Source organism: Amycolatopsis sp. cg9, assembly GCF_041346945.1.
Classification (GTDB): Bacteria; Actinomycetota; Actinomycetes; order Mycobacteriales; family Pseudonocardiaceae; genus Amycolatopsis.
This window is the reverse complement of record NZ_CP166850.1, coordinates 3,352,634-3,369,996: the sequence shown is the minus strand read 5'-3', so window position 1 is coordinate 3,369,996 and position 17,363 is coordinate 3,352,634. Positions and strand designations below refer to the sequence as shown.

At 71.9% G+C, this 17,363-nt stretch carries 15 protein-coding genes; 11 read left to right on the top strand and 4 right to left on the bottom strand.

Features of this window, described 5'->3' with window-relative positions:
- Positions 1 to 644: 644 nt before the first annotated feature.
- Entirely contained in the window at positions 645 to 1,325 is a 681-nt protein-coding gene (locus AB5J73_RS16225; protein WP_370970496.1) for a M23 family metallopeptidase, read from the top strand.
- A 786-nt stretch (positions 1,326 to 2,111) separates the two neighbouring features.
- On the opposite strand, the gene pcrA is transcribed toward AB5J73_RS16225, so the two are convergent.
- Entirely contained in the window at positions 2,112 to 4,526 is a 2,415-nt protein-coding gene (gene pcrA, locus AB5J73_RS16220; protein ID WP_370970495.1) for a DNA helicase PcrA, read from the bottom strand.
- Between the two features lie 279 nt (positions 4,527 to 4,805).
- Here pcrA and AB5J73_RS16215 point away from each other — a divergent pair, with 279 nt between their 5' ends.
- The 7 genes from AB5J73_RS16215 (at position 4,806) to AB5J73_RS16185 (ending at position 11,820) form a co-directional block, all read left to right on the top strand.
- The gene (locus tag AB5J73_RS16215) at positions 4,806 to 5,231 is read left to right on the top strand and encodes a DUF1707 domain-containing protein (RefSeq protein WP_370970494.1); all 426 of its coding nucleotides are present in this window, start codon (positions 4,806 to 4,808) and stop codon (positions 5,229 to 5,231) included.
- Positions 5,232 to 5,397: 166 nt separating this feature from the next.
- The gene (locus AB5J73_RS16210; protein ID WP_103342490.1) at positions 5,398 to 5,694 is read left to right on the top strand and encodes a chorismate mutase; all 297 of its coding nucleotides are present in this window, start codon (positions 5,398 to 5,400) and stop codon (positions 5,692 to 5,694) included.
- Positions 5,695 to 5,758: 64 nt separating this feature from the next.
- Positions 5,759 to 6,076, top strand: coding sequence for a hypothetical protein (locus AB5J73_RS16205; protein ID WP_370970493.1), 318 nt, complete (start codon positions 5,759 to 5,761; stop codon positions 6,074 to 6,076).
- A 589-nt stretch (positions 6,077 to 6,665) separates the two neighbouring features.
- On the top strand, positions 6,666 to 7,760 hold the full coding sequence (locus tag AB5J73_RS16200; protein ID WP_370970492.1) for a hypothetical protein: 1,095 nt from the start codon (positions 6,666 to 6,668) through the stop codon (positions 7,758 to 7,760).
- A gap of 259 nt (positions 7,761 to 8,019) precedes the next feature.
- Complete coding sequence (locus AB5J73_RS16195; RefSeq protein WP_370970491.1) at positions 8,020 to 8,877, top strand: hypothetical protein; 858 nt, start codon at positions 8,020 to 8,022, stop codon at positions 8,875 to 8,877.
- 215 nt (positions 8,878 to 9,092) lie between these two features.
- A complete protein-coding gene (locus AB5J73_RS16190) occupies positions 9,093 to 10,715 on the top strand; it encodes a serine/threonine-protein kinase (RefSeq protein ID WP_370970490.1) in 1,623 nt (540 codons plus the stop codon).
- Between the two features lie 13 nt (positions 10,716 to 10,728).
- Entirely contained in the window at positions 10,729 to 11,820 is a 1,092-nt protein-coding gene (locus AB5J73_RS16185; protein WP_370970489.1) for a serine/threonine-protein kinase, read from the top strand.
- Here the strand turns inward: AB5J73_RS16185 and AB5J73_RS16180 are convergent.
- Positions 11,817 to 12,719 (bottom strand): LysR family transcriptional regulator, encoded by a 903-nt coding sequence (locus AB5J73_RS16180; RefSeq protein WP_370970488.1) that lies wholly within the window; start codon positions 12,717 to 12,719, stop codon positions 11,817 to 11,819. The two genes, AB5J73_RS16185 and AB5J73_RS16180, sit on opposite strands and share 4 nt — an antisense overlap.
- A gap of 104 nt (positions 12,720 to 12,823) precedes the next feature.
- Here AB5J73_RS16180 and AB5J73_RS16175 point away from each other — a divergent pair, with 104 nt between their 5' ends.
- Positions 12,824 to 13,726, top strand: coding sequence for a DMT family transporter (locus tag AB5J73_RS16175; protein ID WP_370970487.1), 903 nt, complete (start codon positions 12,824 to 12,826; stop codon positions 13,724 to 13,726).
- On the opposite strand, the gene AB5J73_RS16170 is transcribed toward AB5J73_RS16175, so the two are convergent.
- Together AB5J73_RS16170 and AB5J73_RS16165 are read right to left on the bottom strand one after the other, a co-directional pair.
- The gene (locus AB5J73_RS16170) at positions 13,723 to 14,403 is read right to left on the bottom strand and encodes a response regulator transcription factor (RefSeq protein ID WP_103353375.1); all 681 of its coding nucleotides are present in this window, start codon (positions 14,401 to 14,403) and stop codon (positions 13,723 to 13,725) included. The genes AB5J73_RS16175 and AB5J73_RS16170 overlap by 4 nt on opposite strands.
- Before the next feature lie 7 nt (positions 14,404 to 14,410).
- A complete protein-coding gene (locus AB5J73_RS16165; protein ID WP_370970486.1) occupies positions 14,411 to 15,703 on the bottom strand; it encodes a PspC domain-containing protein in 1,293 nt (430 codons plus the stop codon).
- A 134-nt stretch (positions 15,704 to 15,837) separates the two neighbouring features.
- Here AB5J73_RS16165 and AB5J73_RS16160 point away from each other — a divergent pair, with 134 nt between their 5' ends.
- Positions 15,838 to 17,106: a PspC domain-containing protein gene (locus AB5J73_RS16160; protein WP_370970485.1), complete on the top strand. Its 1,269-nt coding sequence runs from the start codon at positions 15,838 to 15,840 to the stop codon at positions 17,104 to 17,106.
- Entirely contained in the window at positions 17,099 to 17,341 is a 243-nt protein-coding gene (locus AB5J73_RS16155; protein ID WP_370970484.1) for a hypothetical protein, read from the top strand. The genes AB5J73_RS16160 and AB5J73_RS16155 overlap by 8 nt, the downstream gene beginning before the upstream one ends.
- The last annotated feature ends 22 nt before the right edge of the window (positions 17,342 to 17,363 follow it).

Here is a 17,363-nt window from a genome sequence, read left to right as displayed (position 1 = left end):
CCGAAGACGGGGGCGCAAGGGGACAAATCCGGCACGCAACCGCGATCTTGCTCAATCAGTCGGCGAGCGGTTCTCCTGCGTCGATGAACGGTCGACTTCGCGCACCGCGGGACCAGCCTCGAGCAGGGACCGGAAGCGTCCACAACCGACTCGAGGGAGTCGAAGACGTTAAACATCCCCTGGCAAACCCTTATTCCACCCCTCCGGGGCCTCCCCGACCGTTGGTTGGCTTAAACCGTCCGCAAGAGCTGTAAGGCAAGTCACAACCAAAGCAGTAAACCCCTTCTAACTTTGGGTAATTCCCACAGGTGAGCGTCGCCCGGGCGCCACCCGATCGGCCGACGGGTGGGGCAGATCTTGCCGACACCGGTGCCCCTTCGTTACTGTCCCCGGGTCCCCATTACAGTCAGGTCACGAAGTAGGACACCGAGCAAACCGCCCCCGAGGTTGGCTCACCGGGTTCCCCCGCCCGCAGTCCTCGACCCGGCTCCCCGACGATGGAAGGCCCTGTCTTGGCTTCACACCGCTCCCCCGGCGGCCAAGCTCCTTCCCCGGCATTGAAGGACGCACTGGAAGGTGCGGTCGTTCGTGTCCGGGGTGCGCACCGCATCGCCCCGCCCTCCTCGGCCCTTCGTGGCCGGGTCGTGGTTGCCGCGGTTGCGGCCGGAGCGTTCGCTGCCGCAGCGGCAGGGCAGACCCTCAAGACCGTCACCGACTCCGACGCGGCCGTGACGCCGCTGGCCAACAGCCAGGACGCCAGCGCTTCCCTGACCGCGGGAGGTGCGGGCACCGGGGGCGCCCCGGAGCTCCTGCCGACCGGCCACGCCGTCGACGCTTCCGCCGAAGCCGCGAAGATCGCGGACTCCGCCTCCATCACGCAGGCCCGTGAGCAGCGCGAAGCCGACGCCGCCCGCAAGGCCGCCGAGGAAGCCGCTCGCCCCAAGACCTGCCTGCCCGCGCACGGCACCTTCACCTCGGGCTTCGGTGCCCGGTGGGGCACGAGCCACCTCGGCATCGACATCGCCAACTCGATCGGCACCCCGATCTACGCCGCCTCCGACGGCACCGTGATCGAGGCCGGCCCGGCCAGCGGCTTCGGCCTCTGGGTCCGCGTCCAGCTCGACGACGGCACGATCCAGGTCTACGGCCACATGAACAGCTTCTCCGTCAAGGAGGGGCAGAAGGTCAAGTGCGGCCAGCAGATCGCCGAGATCGGCAACCGCGGTCAGAGCACCGGCCCGCACCTGCACTTCGAGGTGTGGCAGAACGGCACCAAGAAGATCGACCCCCGGCCGTGGCTGGCCGCGCGCGGCATCGTTCTCTGATCCGAGCACTCCACCCCGGCCGTCCGGCAGGACAGCCGGGAACACGGGAAATCCCGCCGTCGAACCAGGTTCCGCCGTCGGGGGCCCGCTGAAACACGGCGGAGCCGCGGCGTGAACGAGTGAGCAGCGCACTCCGGTCGTCCGGGCACGCGCAATGGTCCGGACCTCATCGGGCGCGGAGCCGGCCACAGGAGCGCCGGAACCCACCGGGACACCCGGAACCACGCCGAGGCCGCGAAAAACCCGCCACAGGCCCCTCAGCGCCCTCAACGCACTAGCGGCGCTCACCCGGCAACCGGCGGATGAAGTACGCCACCGCGACCTGCCACACCGAGCACAGCTCCGCCGGCCGCCGCACGGGCAGCCAGCCCCAGGGCGCGACTCCCCCTGCGCCCCCCGCGGAGCGGACACGCGCGGCACTCCGGGCCCTGGTCGTCCAGCGGCGTCCCCGGCCGCAGGTGACGCAGTGCCCGTCCGCGCCCAGCTCGTGCTGCCTGAGCAGCGCTCGCCAGGCGGCGGCCAGCCGGCACGCCTCCGCTCCCGCACGCGGGGCGGTTCCTGAGGCCCCCGATGGCTCCCGACCCCGATCGGAAACCGTCGTCCGCAGGACTCCCCGCAGGTATTTTTGTACCCCTTCGGCCAACAGGTGAAACAGCACCGCGTCCACACCACACTACCCCCTCCGTCGAACCTTTGTTCGATCGCAGGGTCAGTTGTACCGGGTGGGTACGACGATTCCGGCGGCGATCGCGGGGATCGACGCCGGATTCACTCGTCCGGGTTGTGCTAGAGCTTCACCATCGGGACGCTGCCGATCAGCATCAGGCGGACCTTGCCCGCCGCGCCGAAGTCGATCGTCGCCGTCGCGCGCGGGCCGACGCCGTCGCACGAGATCACCGTGCCCAGGCCGTACTTGTCGTGGCTGACCCGGTCGCCGACGTCGAGCTTCAGCGCCACCGTGTCCTTCCAGCCCTTGCCGAACGACGGCGTGCCGGACGAAGACGACGGAGAAGAAGTCCGCCTGCCGCCCCAGGTGGTCGCCGCTCGCGGGGTACCCCGCGAGCCGCCGCCGAAGCCGAAGCCCGGGCTGGAGGGCTCGAGGCGCCGCCAGTCGACGAGGTCCGGCGGCAGCTCGTCGAGGAACCGCGAAGCCGGGTTCATCGACGGCTGGCCCCACGCCGAGCGCGTGATCGCGCGCGAGACGTACAACCGCTTCCTCGCCCGCGTGATCGCGACGTACGCGAGCCGGCGTTCCTCGGCCAGCTCCGTCGGGTCGCCCAGCGCCCGCATGTGCGGGAAAACGCCGTCCTCCCAACCGGTGCAGAACACCACCGGGTACTCCAGGCCCTTCGCGGTGTGCACGGTCATCAGCGTGACCACGCCCGCGCCGCCGTCGCCTTCCTCGCCACCGTCCGGCGAAGGCACCGAGTCGGCGTCCGCCACCAGCGAAACGCGCTCCAGGAACGCGGGCAGCGAACCGGGCGCCGGGACGCCGTCGTCCACGACCAGCTCGGCGTTCTCGTCCGCGACGATCTCGGCGGTGATCTCGGTGAACTCGCGGGCCACGGTGATGAGCTCGTCCAGGTTCTCGACGCGCGTGTGGTCCTGGGGGTCCTCGGACTCCTCCAGCTCGATGCGGTAGCCGGTCTTCTCCAGCACGGCTTCCAGGACGTCGTGCACCTCGGCGCCTTCGGAGATCAGCACGCCCAGCTCGTCGAGCATCGCGACGAACCCCTTGATCGCCTTGACCGAGCGCGGGTTCAGCAGGGGGACCTTGTCTTCGGTGGCGTCCCGCAGCGCCGCGGCGAACGAGATCCGCTCGCGCTCGGCGTGCGTCGCCACGACGGCTTCCGCGCGGTCGCCGATGCCGCGCTTGGGCACGTTCAGCACGCGCCGCAGGCTGACCGTGTCCTCCGGGTTCGCCAGCACGCGCAGGTACGCGATCATGTCGCGGACTTCGCGCCGCTCGTAGAACCGCACGCCGCCGACGACCTTGTACGGCAGGCCGAGCCGGATGAAGATCTCTTCGAAGACGCGCGACTGGTTGTTGGTGCGGTAGAAGACGGCGACGTCGGAGTAGTCCGCCTCGCCCCGCTCCGCCAGCGCGTCGATTTCGCCCGCCACGAACGCGGCTTCGTCGTGGTCGTTGTCCGAGACGTAGCCGACGATCTTCTCGCCGTCGCCCGAATCCGTCCACAGCCGCTTCGCCCGCCGATTCGGGTTGCGCTCGATGACGGCGTTGGCCGCGGACAGGATCGTCTGCGTGGAGCGGTAGTTCTGCTCCAGCAGGATGGTGTGCGCGTTCGGGAAGTCCCGCTCGAACTCCTCGATGTTGCGGATCGTCGCGCCGCGGAAGGCGTAGATCGACTGGTCCGCGTCACCGACCACGACCAGCTCGGCCGGCTCGACGCCCGCTTCGTTCGGCGCGGTCCCGGCCAGCTCGCGGACCAGCGTGTACTGCGCGTGGTTGGTGTCCTGGTACTCGTCGACGAGCACGTGGCGGAACCGGCGCCGGTAGTACTCGGCGACGTCCGGGAACGCCTGCAGCAGCGAGACCGTGCGCATGATGAGGTCGTCGAAGTCGAAGGCGTTGGCCTGGTTGAGCCGCCGCTGGTACTCGGCGTAGACCTCGGCGACGCGGCGCTCGAGGTCGTTGCCCGCGTTCGCCGCCGCCGTCTCCGGGTCGGTGAGCTCGTTCTTGAGGTTCGAGATGTGCACGGCGAGCGTGCGCGCGGCGTACCGCTTCGGGTCGATGTCGAGGTCCCGCGCCACCAGGGTGATCAGCCGCTTGGTGTCGTCGGAGTCGTAGATGGAGAAGCTCGAGGACATGTCGAGCGTTTTGGCTTCGCGGCGCAGGATCCGCACGCACATCGAGTGGAACGTCGACACCCACATCGCGTTCGCCCGGCGCCCGACGAGCGCGGCGACGCGCTCGCGCATTTCGGCGGCCGCCTTGTTGGTGAACGTGATCGCCATGATTTCGCCCGGGTGCACGCGGCGTTGCCCGAGCAGGTAGGCGATCCGGCGGGTCAGCACCCGGGTCTTGCCCGATCCCGCACCCGCCACCACCAGCAGCGGGCCACCGGCGTGGGTGACGGCTTCGCGCTGGGCGGGGTTCAGGTCGTCGAGCAGATCGGCCTGCCCGCCGGAAGCGGGCTTGCGCGCGGGGGTCTCGGCGGGGAGATCGAAGAGGGTGTCCATCGTCCGTCCACGCTACCCCGGGTGGGTGGGAGGGCGGCAGAGCGTGCCCACGCGGCGGGTCTCGCGCGCGGACGGGCGGACGTGCGTCCGCCCGCGAGGGCGCCGCACCCCGGGGGTGGTCCGGCGCCGAACGCCGTGAACGACTCGTTCACGGCCTCCGACGACATGAAAGAGTCGTTCACGGCATCGCGGGCCGCCCGGGTACCGCGACGGGCGTAGCGGGGAGTGTCGCCTGGGGCCCGACGCGCCGGGGCCGCGGCGCGCGGAGCATCGGTGGACATGAACGAACCGAACCCCGCCCGCCTCCGGGCCGCCGACGCCGATCGTGAGCGCGTCGCGAAGACCGTCCAGTCCGCCGGTTCCGAAGGCCGGCTCACCCTCGAAGAGGTGGAAGAGCGCCTCGCCCGCGTCTACGCCGCGCGGTTCACCGACGAACTGGCCTCGCTCACCACCGACCTGCCGCGGCCCGTGCCGCCGCGGCCGGGGTTCCCGCTCACCCGGGACGCGCTGCGGCGGCACCCGGCGCTGCGGTTCCACCTCGCCGTCGTGGTCGCGATCTCGGTGCTGGCCGTCGTCCGGTGGGCGGTGCTCGGCGCCGGCTTCTTCTGGCCGGCCTTCCCGATGTTCTGGCTCACCGTGAGCCTCGTGGTCCACGCGGGCGCGCGGTCGTTCCGGGAGCGCGCCGGTGCCGCTGTGCCATACTGAGCGTGTGCGGCACCACGCAGAGCGATTTTTTTACGGGACCCGGACTCCGGCTCCCGTGATCGCGTAGTGCCACCACCGCCATCACAGCCAGCCCCGGAGTCCACGGACCCGGGGCTGCCGCCTTCCCTGGGGCCGGGCGGGTCCGGGATTCGAGGAAGAGGTCCCGATGAACGCACATGCCACGAACGCCGACGGCCAGCCCGCCGAGCACACCCCCGCCGGCGACGACATCTCGGCGCTCCGTGAAGAGATCGACTGGCTGGACAAGGAGATCCTCCGGCTGGTGAAGCGCCGGGTGGAGGTGTCCAAGACGATCGGGGCCGCGCGGATGGCCGCCGGTGGCACGCGCATCGTCTACAACCGCGAGATGGACGTGCTCGCACGCTACCGCGAACTCGGCCCGGACGGCCGCCAGCTCGCCATGGCGCTGCTGAACCTCGGCCGGGGCAGGCTCGGCCGGTAACGGTTGGCCGAATTCGGGGACTTCCCGGAGGCACCGGCGGCCCGGGCACGGGCAGACTGGGGTCATGGACTGGCTCGTGAACCTCATCGCCGTCATCGTCGCGCTCGCGAGCGTGCTGGCCGCGCTGGGCCATGTGGGGTATCTGGCGCTGCTGAACAGCGCGGCGGGCAAACGCGGTGCCAGCGGCGCTCCGGTCGGGCAGTACGTCCGCAGCCGGTGGGCCGTCGCCGGGGGCACCACCGCGGCTTCGCTGTTCGCCTGGTTGCTCACGGCCGGGGGAACGACGCTCGACGTCGTGGCGATCCTGATCGCTGCGGGTAGCGGTGCGGTGGCCACGAAGGCCCTGCAATCCACTCGGGATCGTTACCGCACCGGAGGCTGAATCCCCTGAGCTGGCTTGATGGCGCTGCGTGAAACTTCGCAGCGTCACCTTCGCCCGATCGGTCGCGCCCGACCGAGTGAAACCTCTGCAACTTGCAGGTTTGGGGGCGACTTTCGCCGCCGGATGCTTTTAGGGTTGACGCCGTGAGGACCCTTGCGTCTGGGTCGGGCGGTGCCCGTGAGACGCGCGGGGGCACTGGCCCCGCGCGTCCGCTGTCGCGTGCGCGTGCATCTGCGCAGGATTCCGAACGCGATTCCGCGCGTGAGGGTGCTCCTTTCGGGTCGTCCCGCCGCCGGATGGCGTCAGGACCGCTCCGCCGGGTGGTCGAGCCCACATGAGCAACGGCACGGAGTTCCACGGACGCGGCGCCGCTCCCGCGCACCCCGGACGGCACCGGCCCGGCGGCGCGGACAACTGGACGCCGCCGCTGCCGCCGCACCGTCCGGTGCGGCACCACGCGACCCCGGTCGACCCGCCGGCGTCCGGCTCGCTCCCCCTTCGCCAGCCGGGGGCGCCCGCCCCGGCACCGGGTTCCGGCGCACGCCCCTTTCGCCGGCAAGGCGGACCAGGCACCCTTTCCGCCACCCCGATGCCCGGCTCGCTCCCGCCGCTCCCGCAGCCGGGCGGCGGCTCGGTCTCCGGGTCGCTCCCGCTGCCCCAGCCGCGGGACGGGCGGCCGCTGTTCCCGCCCGCGCACGGCAGCCTCCCCGTCGGCACCGGCCACGACGATTACGACGACGATTACGACGACTTCGAGCCGGAACCGGCCGAGGCGCCGCCCGCCGAGTCCCGCGCCGACCTGGCCGCGCGCCGCACCCGCGTTTCGCTGACCGCGCCGAAGCCGCGCGGGGTCGACCTGGACGAAGACGACGTCCGCATCTACAGCGCGCCGCCGCTCGACGGGCTGGGCGGCTTCACCATCGGCTCGGTGCCCGCGTCCGTGACGCCGCCGAAGACGTGGCGGAAAGCCGCGTGGTTCGCCACCGGCGCGTCCGGCGCCGTCGTCGTCGGGCTGCTGTGCGCCGGGTCCTTCCTGGTCGGGAAGCCGCCGGTGGACCAGGCCGTCCAGGGCTCATGGCCCGGTTACCAGGGCGTGCCGACGGTCATCGACCCGACCGGGGAGCACCAGCCGCCTTCGGAAGGCGGTTCCGCGCCCGGCCCGGAGAGCTCGTCCCGGCCGGACAACGACAACGCCGGCGACAAGAAGACCAGTGGCAACGGCGGCTCCGGGCCGGTCGACGACTCGGCCGCCATCCCGGGCAGCAGCACGTCCGGCCCCGCGGAGCCGACGCCCGGCACGGCCACGCCGAGCAGCGCGCCGCAGAAGCCGCCGGTCACGCCCGCGCAGCGCGAGACCCCGGTCAAACCGCCGTGGTGGTACTCCTTCCCGCCGGACGCCCAGACCATGGGCGACAACTCGGAGAAGTTCTTCAACACGGTCACCACCGACCCCGCCTCGGCGTCGGCGGTGACCACCGGCGAGCTGCACGACCAGGGGCCGCAGGCGCTCGCGGAGCGGTACGCCGACATCGCCTACTTCGAGGTCAGGAAGGTCAGCATCGACCAGCAACGCGGCGTCACCGTGAACACCGTCGAGGTCACCCACAAGGACGGGACCAAGACGATCGAACAGCGCACGCTGACGTTCGGCGATGGCGACAAGATCGCGGCTGACGGCCAGTAACCGGTCCTGCACGTGCGGTTCGCCCGTTCTGATGCACGTGCGGATCGCCGAGCGGTAATGCCTGGTCCGGGTGGGTGACATAAGCTGCCGCTCGTCGTATCGCGACGGCATTCCGGCGACAGAGCCTGGTGGTCGCCGTCCGCACAGGGTTACCTGACGACAGCGGATCCGGAACCGGCCACGAGTCGGCCATCCGGACCAACGGAAGCTCGGCCGAACGGCCAGGCGACCGTCCCCGGAACCCAGAGCGAGGACTTTCGTGCTTGATCGGCAGCGCACACGGCGTGAGACACCCCACGCCGTCCGCGTCGAGGACGTCATCCCGGCCGAGATTCTCGACGGCGTCGGTGACGCCGACCGCGACTATCTCGAGCAGGTCTTCCGCGACCCGCAGAAGTTCCTGCCGCCGCGGCCCGAACCGGTGCGCGAACCGGAGCAGGCCGAGGACTCCGGCGAGCCCGAAAGCAGGTTCGCCCGCCGCGCCAAGCTGACCGGTCTCGTCGCCGCGGGCGCGCTCGTCGCCGGCGCGGTCATCGCCGCGCCGATGCTGACCAGCTCGCACCGCGCGGTGTCCGCCGGCGGCCAGTCCACCCCGGCCGGCTTCAGCGGGGCCGCGGAGCTCGGCGGCCTCGCCGTCCCGCAGCACCAGGCCGGCGGCGGCACCCCGGCGCGACCCGGGCAGTCGACGGAGGACTCGCCCGCCGACGCCGGCTCGCCGGTCGCCCAGACCACCGAGGGCTCGCGGCGGGAGACGACGCCGAGCACCGCCGAGCCGATTCCGGACAAGGCGGCCGACGCGCGCAGCGCGAGCCGGAAGATCCAGGCGGTCAAGGACTTCTACGCCGCCATCGCGCGGGACTCGTCGGGCGCGCTCGCGCTGCTGAGCCCCGACCTGGCGGGTGGCGCGGCCGGTGAACTCGTCCGCACCTGGAGCGCGATGGACGCCATCGACGTGCAGGAAGCCGACACGCAGATCAAGCCGGACGGCTCGATCCTCGCGGTCGCGACGCTGCACCGGCCGGACGGCGCGCTCGTGCGCGTCACCCAGCTGTTCCGGGTCGCCGACACCGGCGGATTGATCACCGAGGCCGAGCTCGTCTCGGCCCAGTACATGTAGCCCTCGGCGATCATCCCTTCACCCCTGGTTCAAGTGCCCGTGCCGGATTCGTGTGCGCAGAGTGAGCGCCTAGCCTTGTCACGGGCCGGTCTCGGAAAAGCCGGCACAGAGCCCACGACATGTGCATACGCTCCAGCGACGCGGCGTGCTCGTGGCCGCGTCACCAGGCACCTATCCTCACGCCCTGGTGAAGTCGGAGCCCAAAGGGAGGTCGCGTGAGCGACGAGGGTCGTCTGGTCGCCGATCGGTACCGCATCGTCGGCCGGATCGGCACGGGCGCGATGGGGGCCGTCTGGCAGGCGCACGACGAGGTCCTGGGCCGCACGGTGGCGATCAAGCAGCTCCTGCTCCAGCCGCACCTGGACGAGCACGACAAGGAAGACGCCCGGCAGCGCACCATGCGCGAGGGCCGGATCGCGGCGCGGCTGCACCACCCGAACGCGATCTCCGTCTTCGACGTCGTCACCGACGACAACGGCCAGCCCTGCCTGATCATGGAGTACCTCAACTCCACCAGCCTGGCCGCCGTGCTGCAGGAACGCCGCACGCTGCCGCCGACCGAGGTGGCGCGCATCGGCGCCCAGGTCGCCGCGGCGCTGCGCGAGGCGCACGCGGTCGGCATCGTCCACCGCGACATCAAGCCGGGCAACATCCTGCTCGCCGGCAACGGCACCGTGAAGATCACCGACTTCGGCATCTCGCGCGCCAAGGACGACGTCACGGTCACCAAGACCGGGATGATCGCCGGCACGCCCGCCTACCTGGCCCCCGAGGTCGCCATCGGCGGCGATCCCGGCCCGGAGTCCGACGTCTTCTCGCTCGGCTCCACGCTGTACGCCGCGTGCGAGGGCCAGCCGCCGTTCGGGCTGTCCGAGAACACGCTGAGCCTGCTGCACGCGGTCGCGGCCGGGCAGATCAACCCGCCGCGCCAGTCCGGGCCGCTGGCCAGCGTGCTGGCCGTGCTGCTGCACCCGGACGTCGAGCACCGGCCGACCGCCGAGGAGTGCGAGGAGCTGCTCGCGGCCGTCGCGCGCGGCGAGACGCCGCTCGGCGGCCCGGCGGAGGAGACCATGCTGGCGCCGGCCGCCGGCGTGCTCGGCGCGGCCGCCCTCGCCGACCCGAACGCGACCCAGATGTTCGACGAGGTCCCCGCGGGGCACTCGGGCAGCCTGCTCGACGGGCAGGCGCCGACCCAGGCCGTCCCGTACTACGACGAGGACGACTACCCGGAGGGCACCGGCTACCCGGAAGACGACTACGACGGGTACGACCACTACCCCGAGGACAACCGCCACGGGGGCGTGCCGCCCGGGCTGGCCGCGACCCGCGCGGTGCCGGTGCCGCCGCACGGCCAGGACCCGTACGCGGACGACCAGTACGACGACTACGACGACGAGCCGGCCCCGCCGCCCCCGCCGCGGCCCCGCCCGCAGGCGAGGCCCGACGATGACGACGAGAAGCCCGGCGCGTGGAAGCGCCCGGCGATCATCGGCGGCGTCGTGGTGGTGGGCCTGGTCGCCCTCGTCGTCTGGCTGCTGAGCCCGAACAACCCGGAGGCGCCGGCCGCGCCGGTGTCGAGCAGCAAGCCGACGCCCGCCGCGACGTCGGAGTCGCTGCCGTCGACGACGGACCTGCCGACCAGCACGGTCGACCTGCCGTCGAGCACGGAGGAAGCGACGTCTTCGTCGAAGAAGACGACCTCGCGGGCCAGCGAACCGGAGCGGACCACGACGCCGAAGACGACGACTCCGAAGCCCACGACTTCGGAGCCGACCACGACTCCACCGCCTGACACGACAACGCCCGGCGGGACGACCACACCTCCGGCTGGCGGATGACCGAGGATCCGACTTGAGTTCTGAAGGCACCATCGTCGGCGGCCGGTTCCGGCTGGACCAGCCGATCGGCCGCGGCCGCGCGGGCATCGTGTGGCTGGCGTTCGACACGCGGCTGTTCCGCACCGTCGCGATGAAGCGGATGTACCTGCCGGTCGGCGGCGGTGACCGCGCCGAGCAGGCGCGCGCGGCCGCCATGCAGGAGGGCAAGGACGCGGCCCGGATCGAGCACCCGTGCGCGATCAAGGTGTTCGACGTGCTGCCGGAGGGCCAGGACGTCTGGCTCGTGATGGAGTACATCCCCTCGCGCAGCATGGCGACGTTCCTCGCCGAGCACGGCAGGCTCACCTCGGACCAGGCGGCGGCGCTGGGCATCCAGCTCGGGAACGCGCTGGCCGCGATCCACACCGCCGGGTTCGTCCACCGCACCCTCGAACCGGGCACGGTGCTGCTGGCCGACGACGGCGGCGTGAAGCTGACCGACATCGGCATCAGCGGCGGCGGGCCCCACGCGGCGTACGTGGCGCCTGAGGTCGTGCGGGGACTGCCGCCGACGCCGGCCGCGGACGTCTTCTCCCTCGGCGCGACGCTGTACACCGCCGTCGAGGGCGTGCCGCCGTTCGGTGACGACGGCCAGTCGTCCGAGCGCCCGCCGCAGAACGCGGGCGTCCTCACCGAGGCGCTGCGCAAGATGCTGCGCTCGGACCCGACCACGCGCCCGACGATGGCGGACACCGTCCGCTCGCTGAAGGCGATCACCGAGGGCCGCGAGACGGCGTTCATCCCGCCGACCGCGCCCGGGTTGCCGCCGCCACCGCCCCCGCCGTTCAACCCTGGCCTGGCGCCCGCCGCGCCGCCGATGCCGCCGTCGGGGCCGCAGTTCCAGCAGCAGATCCCGGTGGCACCCGGCTACTCCCCCGCGGAAGAGACGCAGCGGATGCAGCCGGTTCCGCCGCACGCGACGCAGTACGCACCGCCGCCCGCCGCTCCGGTGCAGCAGGCCGAGGCGTGGAACCTGCCGGTGTCGAAGAAGACGCTGATCACCGTGGCCGCGATCCTCGCGGCGGTGCTGGTCGGCATCCTCGTTTCGGAGCTGTTCTTCGTCTAAGCCACCTTGGCGGTCGCCGCGCGCATGGCTTCGAGCAGCGTGCGGACGGCCGGGTGGCCCGCCGCCCGGGACGCGACCGCGGCGTGGATCGCGCGGACCGGCTCCGGGTTCCGGATCCGGCGGACGACCACGCCGGGGTGCTGCGCGCCGAGGCCGAGCTCCGGGATCAGGCCGACGCCGATGCCGGCGGCGACGAATCCCTGCGCCGTCTGGTAGTCCTCGGACTCGACGACGACGTTCGGCGCGAACCCGGCGGACGCGCACGCGCTGTCCAGGATGTCGCGGCAGATGCCGGGCAGGCCGTCGACGCCGACCCACGGCTCGTCGGCGAACTCCGTCAGGTCCAGCACGCGCTTGCGGGCCAGCGGGTGGGCCTTCGGCAGCACCGCCCGGTACGGGTCGTCGAGCAGGTGCACCAGCTCGACGCCCTTGCCGGGCGGGGTCTTGCGCGGGAAGACGGTGATCGCGACGTCGGCGCGGCCCGCCTCGACGTCCGTCATCGGGTCGTCGGGCTCGACGAGCTTGAGGTCGAGGTGCACGCCGGGGTGCTCGCGGCGGACCGCGGCGATCGCGGGCGGCACCAGCGACGCGCCCGCCGTGGCGAAGTAGCGGATCGAGACGCGGCCGGTGCGGCCCTCCTTGAGCTCGGCCAGCGCCGCCTCGGCCTTGGCGAGCTCGGTGCTCAGCGTCTCGGCGTGCTCGGACAGCAGCGCCCCCGCCGGGGTCGGCCGGACGCCGCGCCCGACGCGTTCGAGGAGTTCGGTGCCGGCTTCGCGTTCGAGCGCGGACAGCTGCTGGCTGATCGCGGACGGCGTGTAGCCCAGGTTGCGGGCGGCGGCGGTGATCGACCCGCTGGTGATCACGGCGCGGAGGACCTGCATGCGGCGGACGTCGAGCATGACCGGATCTTACAGCTGGGCTTAAGTGTTTCTGCAGTTATTTTCGCTTGTCCTTACGTCTGGCTCGGGCGAAGCTGACGCTTGATCGGCTGAGGAGGCCTGGGGTGGGCGAGACGAAGACCCTGCTGAGGATCGGCGCGCTGGCGTTGATGTGGGGCTCGAGTTTCTTCTGGATCAAGCTGGGGCTGGGGATGTTCTCGCCGGTCCAGCTGGTGCTGGCGCGGCTCGTGCTCGGCGCGGCGATGCTGCTGGTGCTGTGCCGGCTGCAGCGGGCGCGGCTGCCGCGCGACCGCCGGATGTGGGGGCACCTGGCGGTGGCGGCGTTCTTCCACAACGCGCTGCCGTTCCTGCTGTTCGCCATCGGCGAGACGACGGTCGATTCGGGGATCACCGGCGTGCTGAACTCGACGACGCCGCTGTGGGTGCTGCTGGCGGCGCCGCTGATGGGGACGTCGTCGCGGATGACCGGGGCGCGGCTGGCGGGCCTGCTGATCGGGCTCGGCGGGATCCTGCTGATCTTCGCGCCGTGGCAGGCGTCGGGCCTGCTGAGCTGGGGCGCGCTGGCGTGCCTCGCGGCGGCGGCCAGCTACGGCTTCGCGTTCGTCTACGAGGGCAAGTACCTCTCGGACTCGTCGTTGTCGCCGTACGCGACCGCGGCGGGCCAGATGCTGCTGGCGAGCGGCTTCCTGGTCTTGGCGCTGCCGGTCGGCGGGCTCACGCCGGTGCACGTGTCCCCCGGGCCCTTGCTGGCGATCCTGGTGCTGGGGATCGGGTCGACGGGCTTCGCGTTCGCGCTCAACTACCAGCTGCTGGCGAGCGAAGGCGCGGTCGCGGCTTCGGTGGTGGGTTACCTGCTGCCGGTCGTGTCGGTGCTGCTGGGGGCGCTGTTCCTGGGCGAGCAGCTGCACCTGCGGGTGATCGCGGGCATGGTGGTCGTGCTCGGCGGGGTCGCGTTGACGCGGCTGCCGAAACGGGCGCCGGTGGAGCCGGTGCTGGAACGGGTCTAGACGAGCCGGCGGTCGGAAGCCCAGCGGGAGAGCTCGTAGCGGTTCGAAAGCTGGGTCTTCCGCAGCACGCTCGAGACGTGCGTCTCGACCGTCTTCACCGAGATGAACAGCTCCGACGCGATTTCCTTGTACGCGTAGCCGCGGGCCAGCAGGCGCAGGACGTCGCGCTCGCGGGGCGTGAGCAGGTCGAGCTCGGGGTCGTTGATCGGGGCCGAGCCGGGGCGGTCGGCGAACGCGTCCAGTACGAAGCCGGCCAGGCGCGGGGAGAACACCGCGTCGCCGTCCGAGACGCGGACCACCGCGCGGACCAGTTCCTTCGACGAGATCGTCTTCGTCACGTAGCCGCGGGCGCCGGCGCGGATGACGGCGATGACGTCCTCGGCGGCATCGGAGACCGAAAGCGCCAGGAAGACGACGTCCGGCAGCTCCGGGCGGACGCGGCGCAGCACTTCGGCGCCGCCGCCGTCGGGCATGTGCACGTCGAGCAGGACGACCTGGGGCTTCGTCCGCGCGATGCCGGCGACGGCTTCGGCGACCGAACCGGCCTCGCCGACGACGCGGACTTCGTCGGTGATCGAGTCGAGTTCGGTGCGCACGCCCGCGCGGAACAGCGCGTGGTCGTCGACGAGGAACACCTTGACCGGTTCACGCTGGCTGTCCGTCACGTCGTCGAGCATAGCCGCCTCACGCCGCTCCCTTGCCCGCTTTCACCGGCATGGCGAGCTGCACCTCGGTGCCCTCGCCCGGCGCGGTCCGCACCTTGCACGTGCCGCCGTGCCGGGTCATCCGGCCGCGGATCGAGTCGGCGAGGCCGTGGCGGTCGTCCGGGACGAGGTCGGGGTCGAAGCCCTTGCCGCGGTCGCGGACGAACACGGTCACCGCGGTCGGCTCGACCTCGGCGTAGACGCTGACCTCGTCGACCCCGGCGTGCTTGGCGGCGTTGACGATGGCCTCGCGGGCGGCCTGGACGAGCGCGACCAGCGCCTCGTCGAGTTCCGCGTCGCCGACGACGACCTGGCCGACCGAGATCGCGAAGGTGTCCTCGACCTCGCCGCACGCCGTCGCGAGCGCTTCGGACAGCTGGCCGGTTTCCTCCTCGACCTTCTCGGCGGGCTTGCCGTAGCCGTTGGGGCCGTAGAGCCAGCCGCGCAGCTCGCGTTCCTGGCTGCGGGCCAGGCGCGCGACCTCGCGGGGCTGCTCGCTCTGCTTCTGGATGAGCGCGAGGGTCTGCAGTACGGAGTCGTGCAGGTGGGCGGCGATCTCGGCGCGTTCGTCGGTGCGGATGCGGGCCTTGCGCTCGTCGGAGAGGTCGCGGACCAGCCGCAGCCAGAACGGCACGGTCAGCACGGCGACGCCGATCAGCGTGGCGAGCACCGCGATGAGCGCGAACTGGACCTGGTCGAGGGTGCCGCTGCGCAGCACGACGACGGTGATGCCGGTGATCACCAGCGCGACGCCGGCGACGATCCGGATGGCGGCCGACCAGCCACCCCCGCCGAGGAAGGCGCCCGCGAAGCCGTCCTTCGCCCCGACCCGCCAGCGGCGGCGCTGCGACTCGTCGGCCTCCCGCCAGACGACCGCGAGACCGATCATGGCGACGGCGAGCGGCACGGCGACCCAGCCGCTGATTAAGCCGGTGAGCGTCCCGCTGGCGACGGCGAGGCCGACACCCAGCGCGATCAGGCCGAACGCCTGTTGCCGTTCCTTCGGCGTGGGCGAGCCCGCGGCCTCCTGGGACTGCTGCTGCACGAACACCCAGAGCAGCCCGTAGGCGAGCAACCCGGCACCGTTGAGCGCGGCGAGCAGCGCGAACGCCGTGCGCACCCAGAGCACCGGCACACCGAGGTGATCGGCGAGCCCACCGGCGACCCCGGCGATCGCCCGCCCGGAGCGCCGCCGGAACATCTTGGGCTTTTCCGGGACGACGACCGCCTGGTCGGTGGCTACGAGGTCGAGGGAGTCCTGCACGCCGTCCATGGTCACACGCAGGGGCTTGGGGTTCCATCGGGGAAACCCCTGATCCACTGGTCCAGGCCCGGGTTCCGGGACCGGGGAAACCTCAGGGACCATCCCGGATGTCCCGCCGGCGCCGGTGCCGCATGCTTCTCGGTATGAGTGGTGCGAGCGAGAAGCCGGGGGTCCTGAACGGCTTCGAGGAGACCGTCAAGGACTTCTGGGCCAGCCGGCCGAGGCGGCCGCAGGCGGGGCGGAAGGTGGCCGGGGTGGCCGCCGGGATCGGGTACCGGTACGGGGTGGATCCCGTCGTCGTGCGGATCGCGCTGGTGGTCGCCACGATCTTCGGGGGCTTCGGCCTGACCTTCTACCTGCTGGCGTGGCTGTTCCTGCCGGGCGAAAACGACGAGGTTTCCGGCTTCGAGGGCCTCATCGGGCGTGGCCGGTCGTCGGTGTCGCCCGCCTTCGCCGTCGTGCTGGCCGTGCTCACCGTCGTCAGTGCCGGCGGGATGTTCAGCTCCACCTGGTTCGACGGTGGCGGCCTGATCGGCTTCGCGCTCATCGCCACCGCCCTCTACCTGCTGCACCGCAGCCGCGGGCACCTGAACCGGCCGGCGCCGGTCGTGCTGCGGCCGCGGACCGAGGCCTTCACCGGGAACGGAGCCTTCACCATGACCGACACCGCCGAGGCGCAGTCGCCGGCGCAGGGGTTCGATCCCCTCGCCGCCGACCCGGCCGGCTGGGACCTGCCCGACGCGCCGGCCGAGCCGCCGCAGCCGACCCCGCCGCCGTCGTACCGCGCAATCGAGCGGCGGCCGCACTCCAAGGTGGGTTCGGTGACCTTCGCGCTCGCCGTGCTGACCGCCGGCGCCGGGGTGTTGCTGAACCTCAACGACGTGACCTGGTTCTCCGCGCAGCACATCATCGGGCTGGTGCTCGGCGTGACCGGGATCGGCCTCGTCTCCGGCGCGTTCGCCCGCGGCGGGCGCGGCCTGATCGGGCTCGCGGTGCCGCTGGCGATCGTCGGGATGATCCTGACGACGGCGCCGTTCGAGAACCTCGACTTCCGCGGCGGTGTCGGCGACATCAAGCAGACCCCGGCCACCATCGCCGACGTGCAGCCGCTCTACCAGCACGCGGCCGGCGACATCGACCTCGACCTGAGCAAGGTGCCGGCCGGGGACCCGTACTCGACGACCGTCTCCAACGGCGCGGGCGACACCAAGGTCATCGTGCCGGAGAACGCGGACGTCACCTACGAGTGCCACACCGGCGCCGGCTCGACGGAGTGCTTCGACCGCTCGACCGACGGCATCAGCCAGGCCGCGCTGAAGGGCACGGACAACGGCCCCGACGGCGTCGGCGGCCAGAAGATCACCCTGAAGGTGGACAACAGCGTGGGCAGCGTGGAGGTGCGACGTGGCTGAGCAGAACCCTTACCTCTACGACGAACCGGCGGACACCCAGCCCGCCAAGCGCGGCGGCTTCGACGTCTTCACCCTGATCGTCGGGATCGCGACCCTGCTGGTGTCGGCCTACGTCCTCTCGGACGGCGCCAGCTGGCTGCCTTCGTTCGACTTCCGCTGGGTGATCGCCGGCGGCGCGGTGTTCGTGGGGCTGCTGCTCCTCGGCGCGTCCTTCGGCGGCAAACGCCGCCGCTGAACCGGCCGCGCCGAACCGAAAA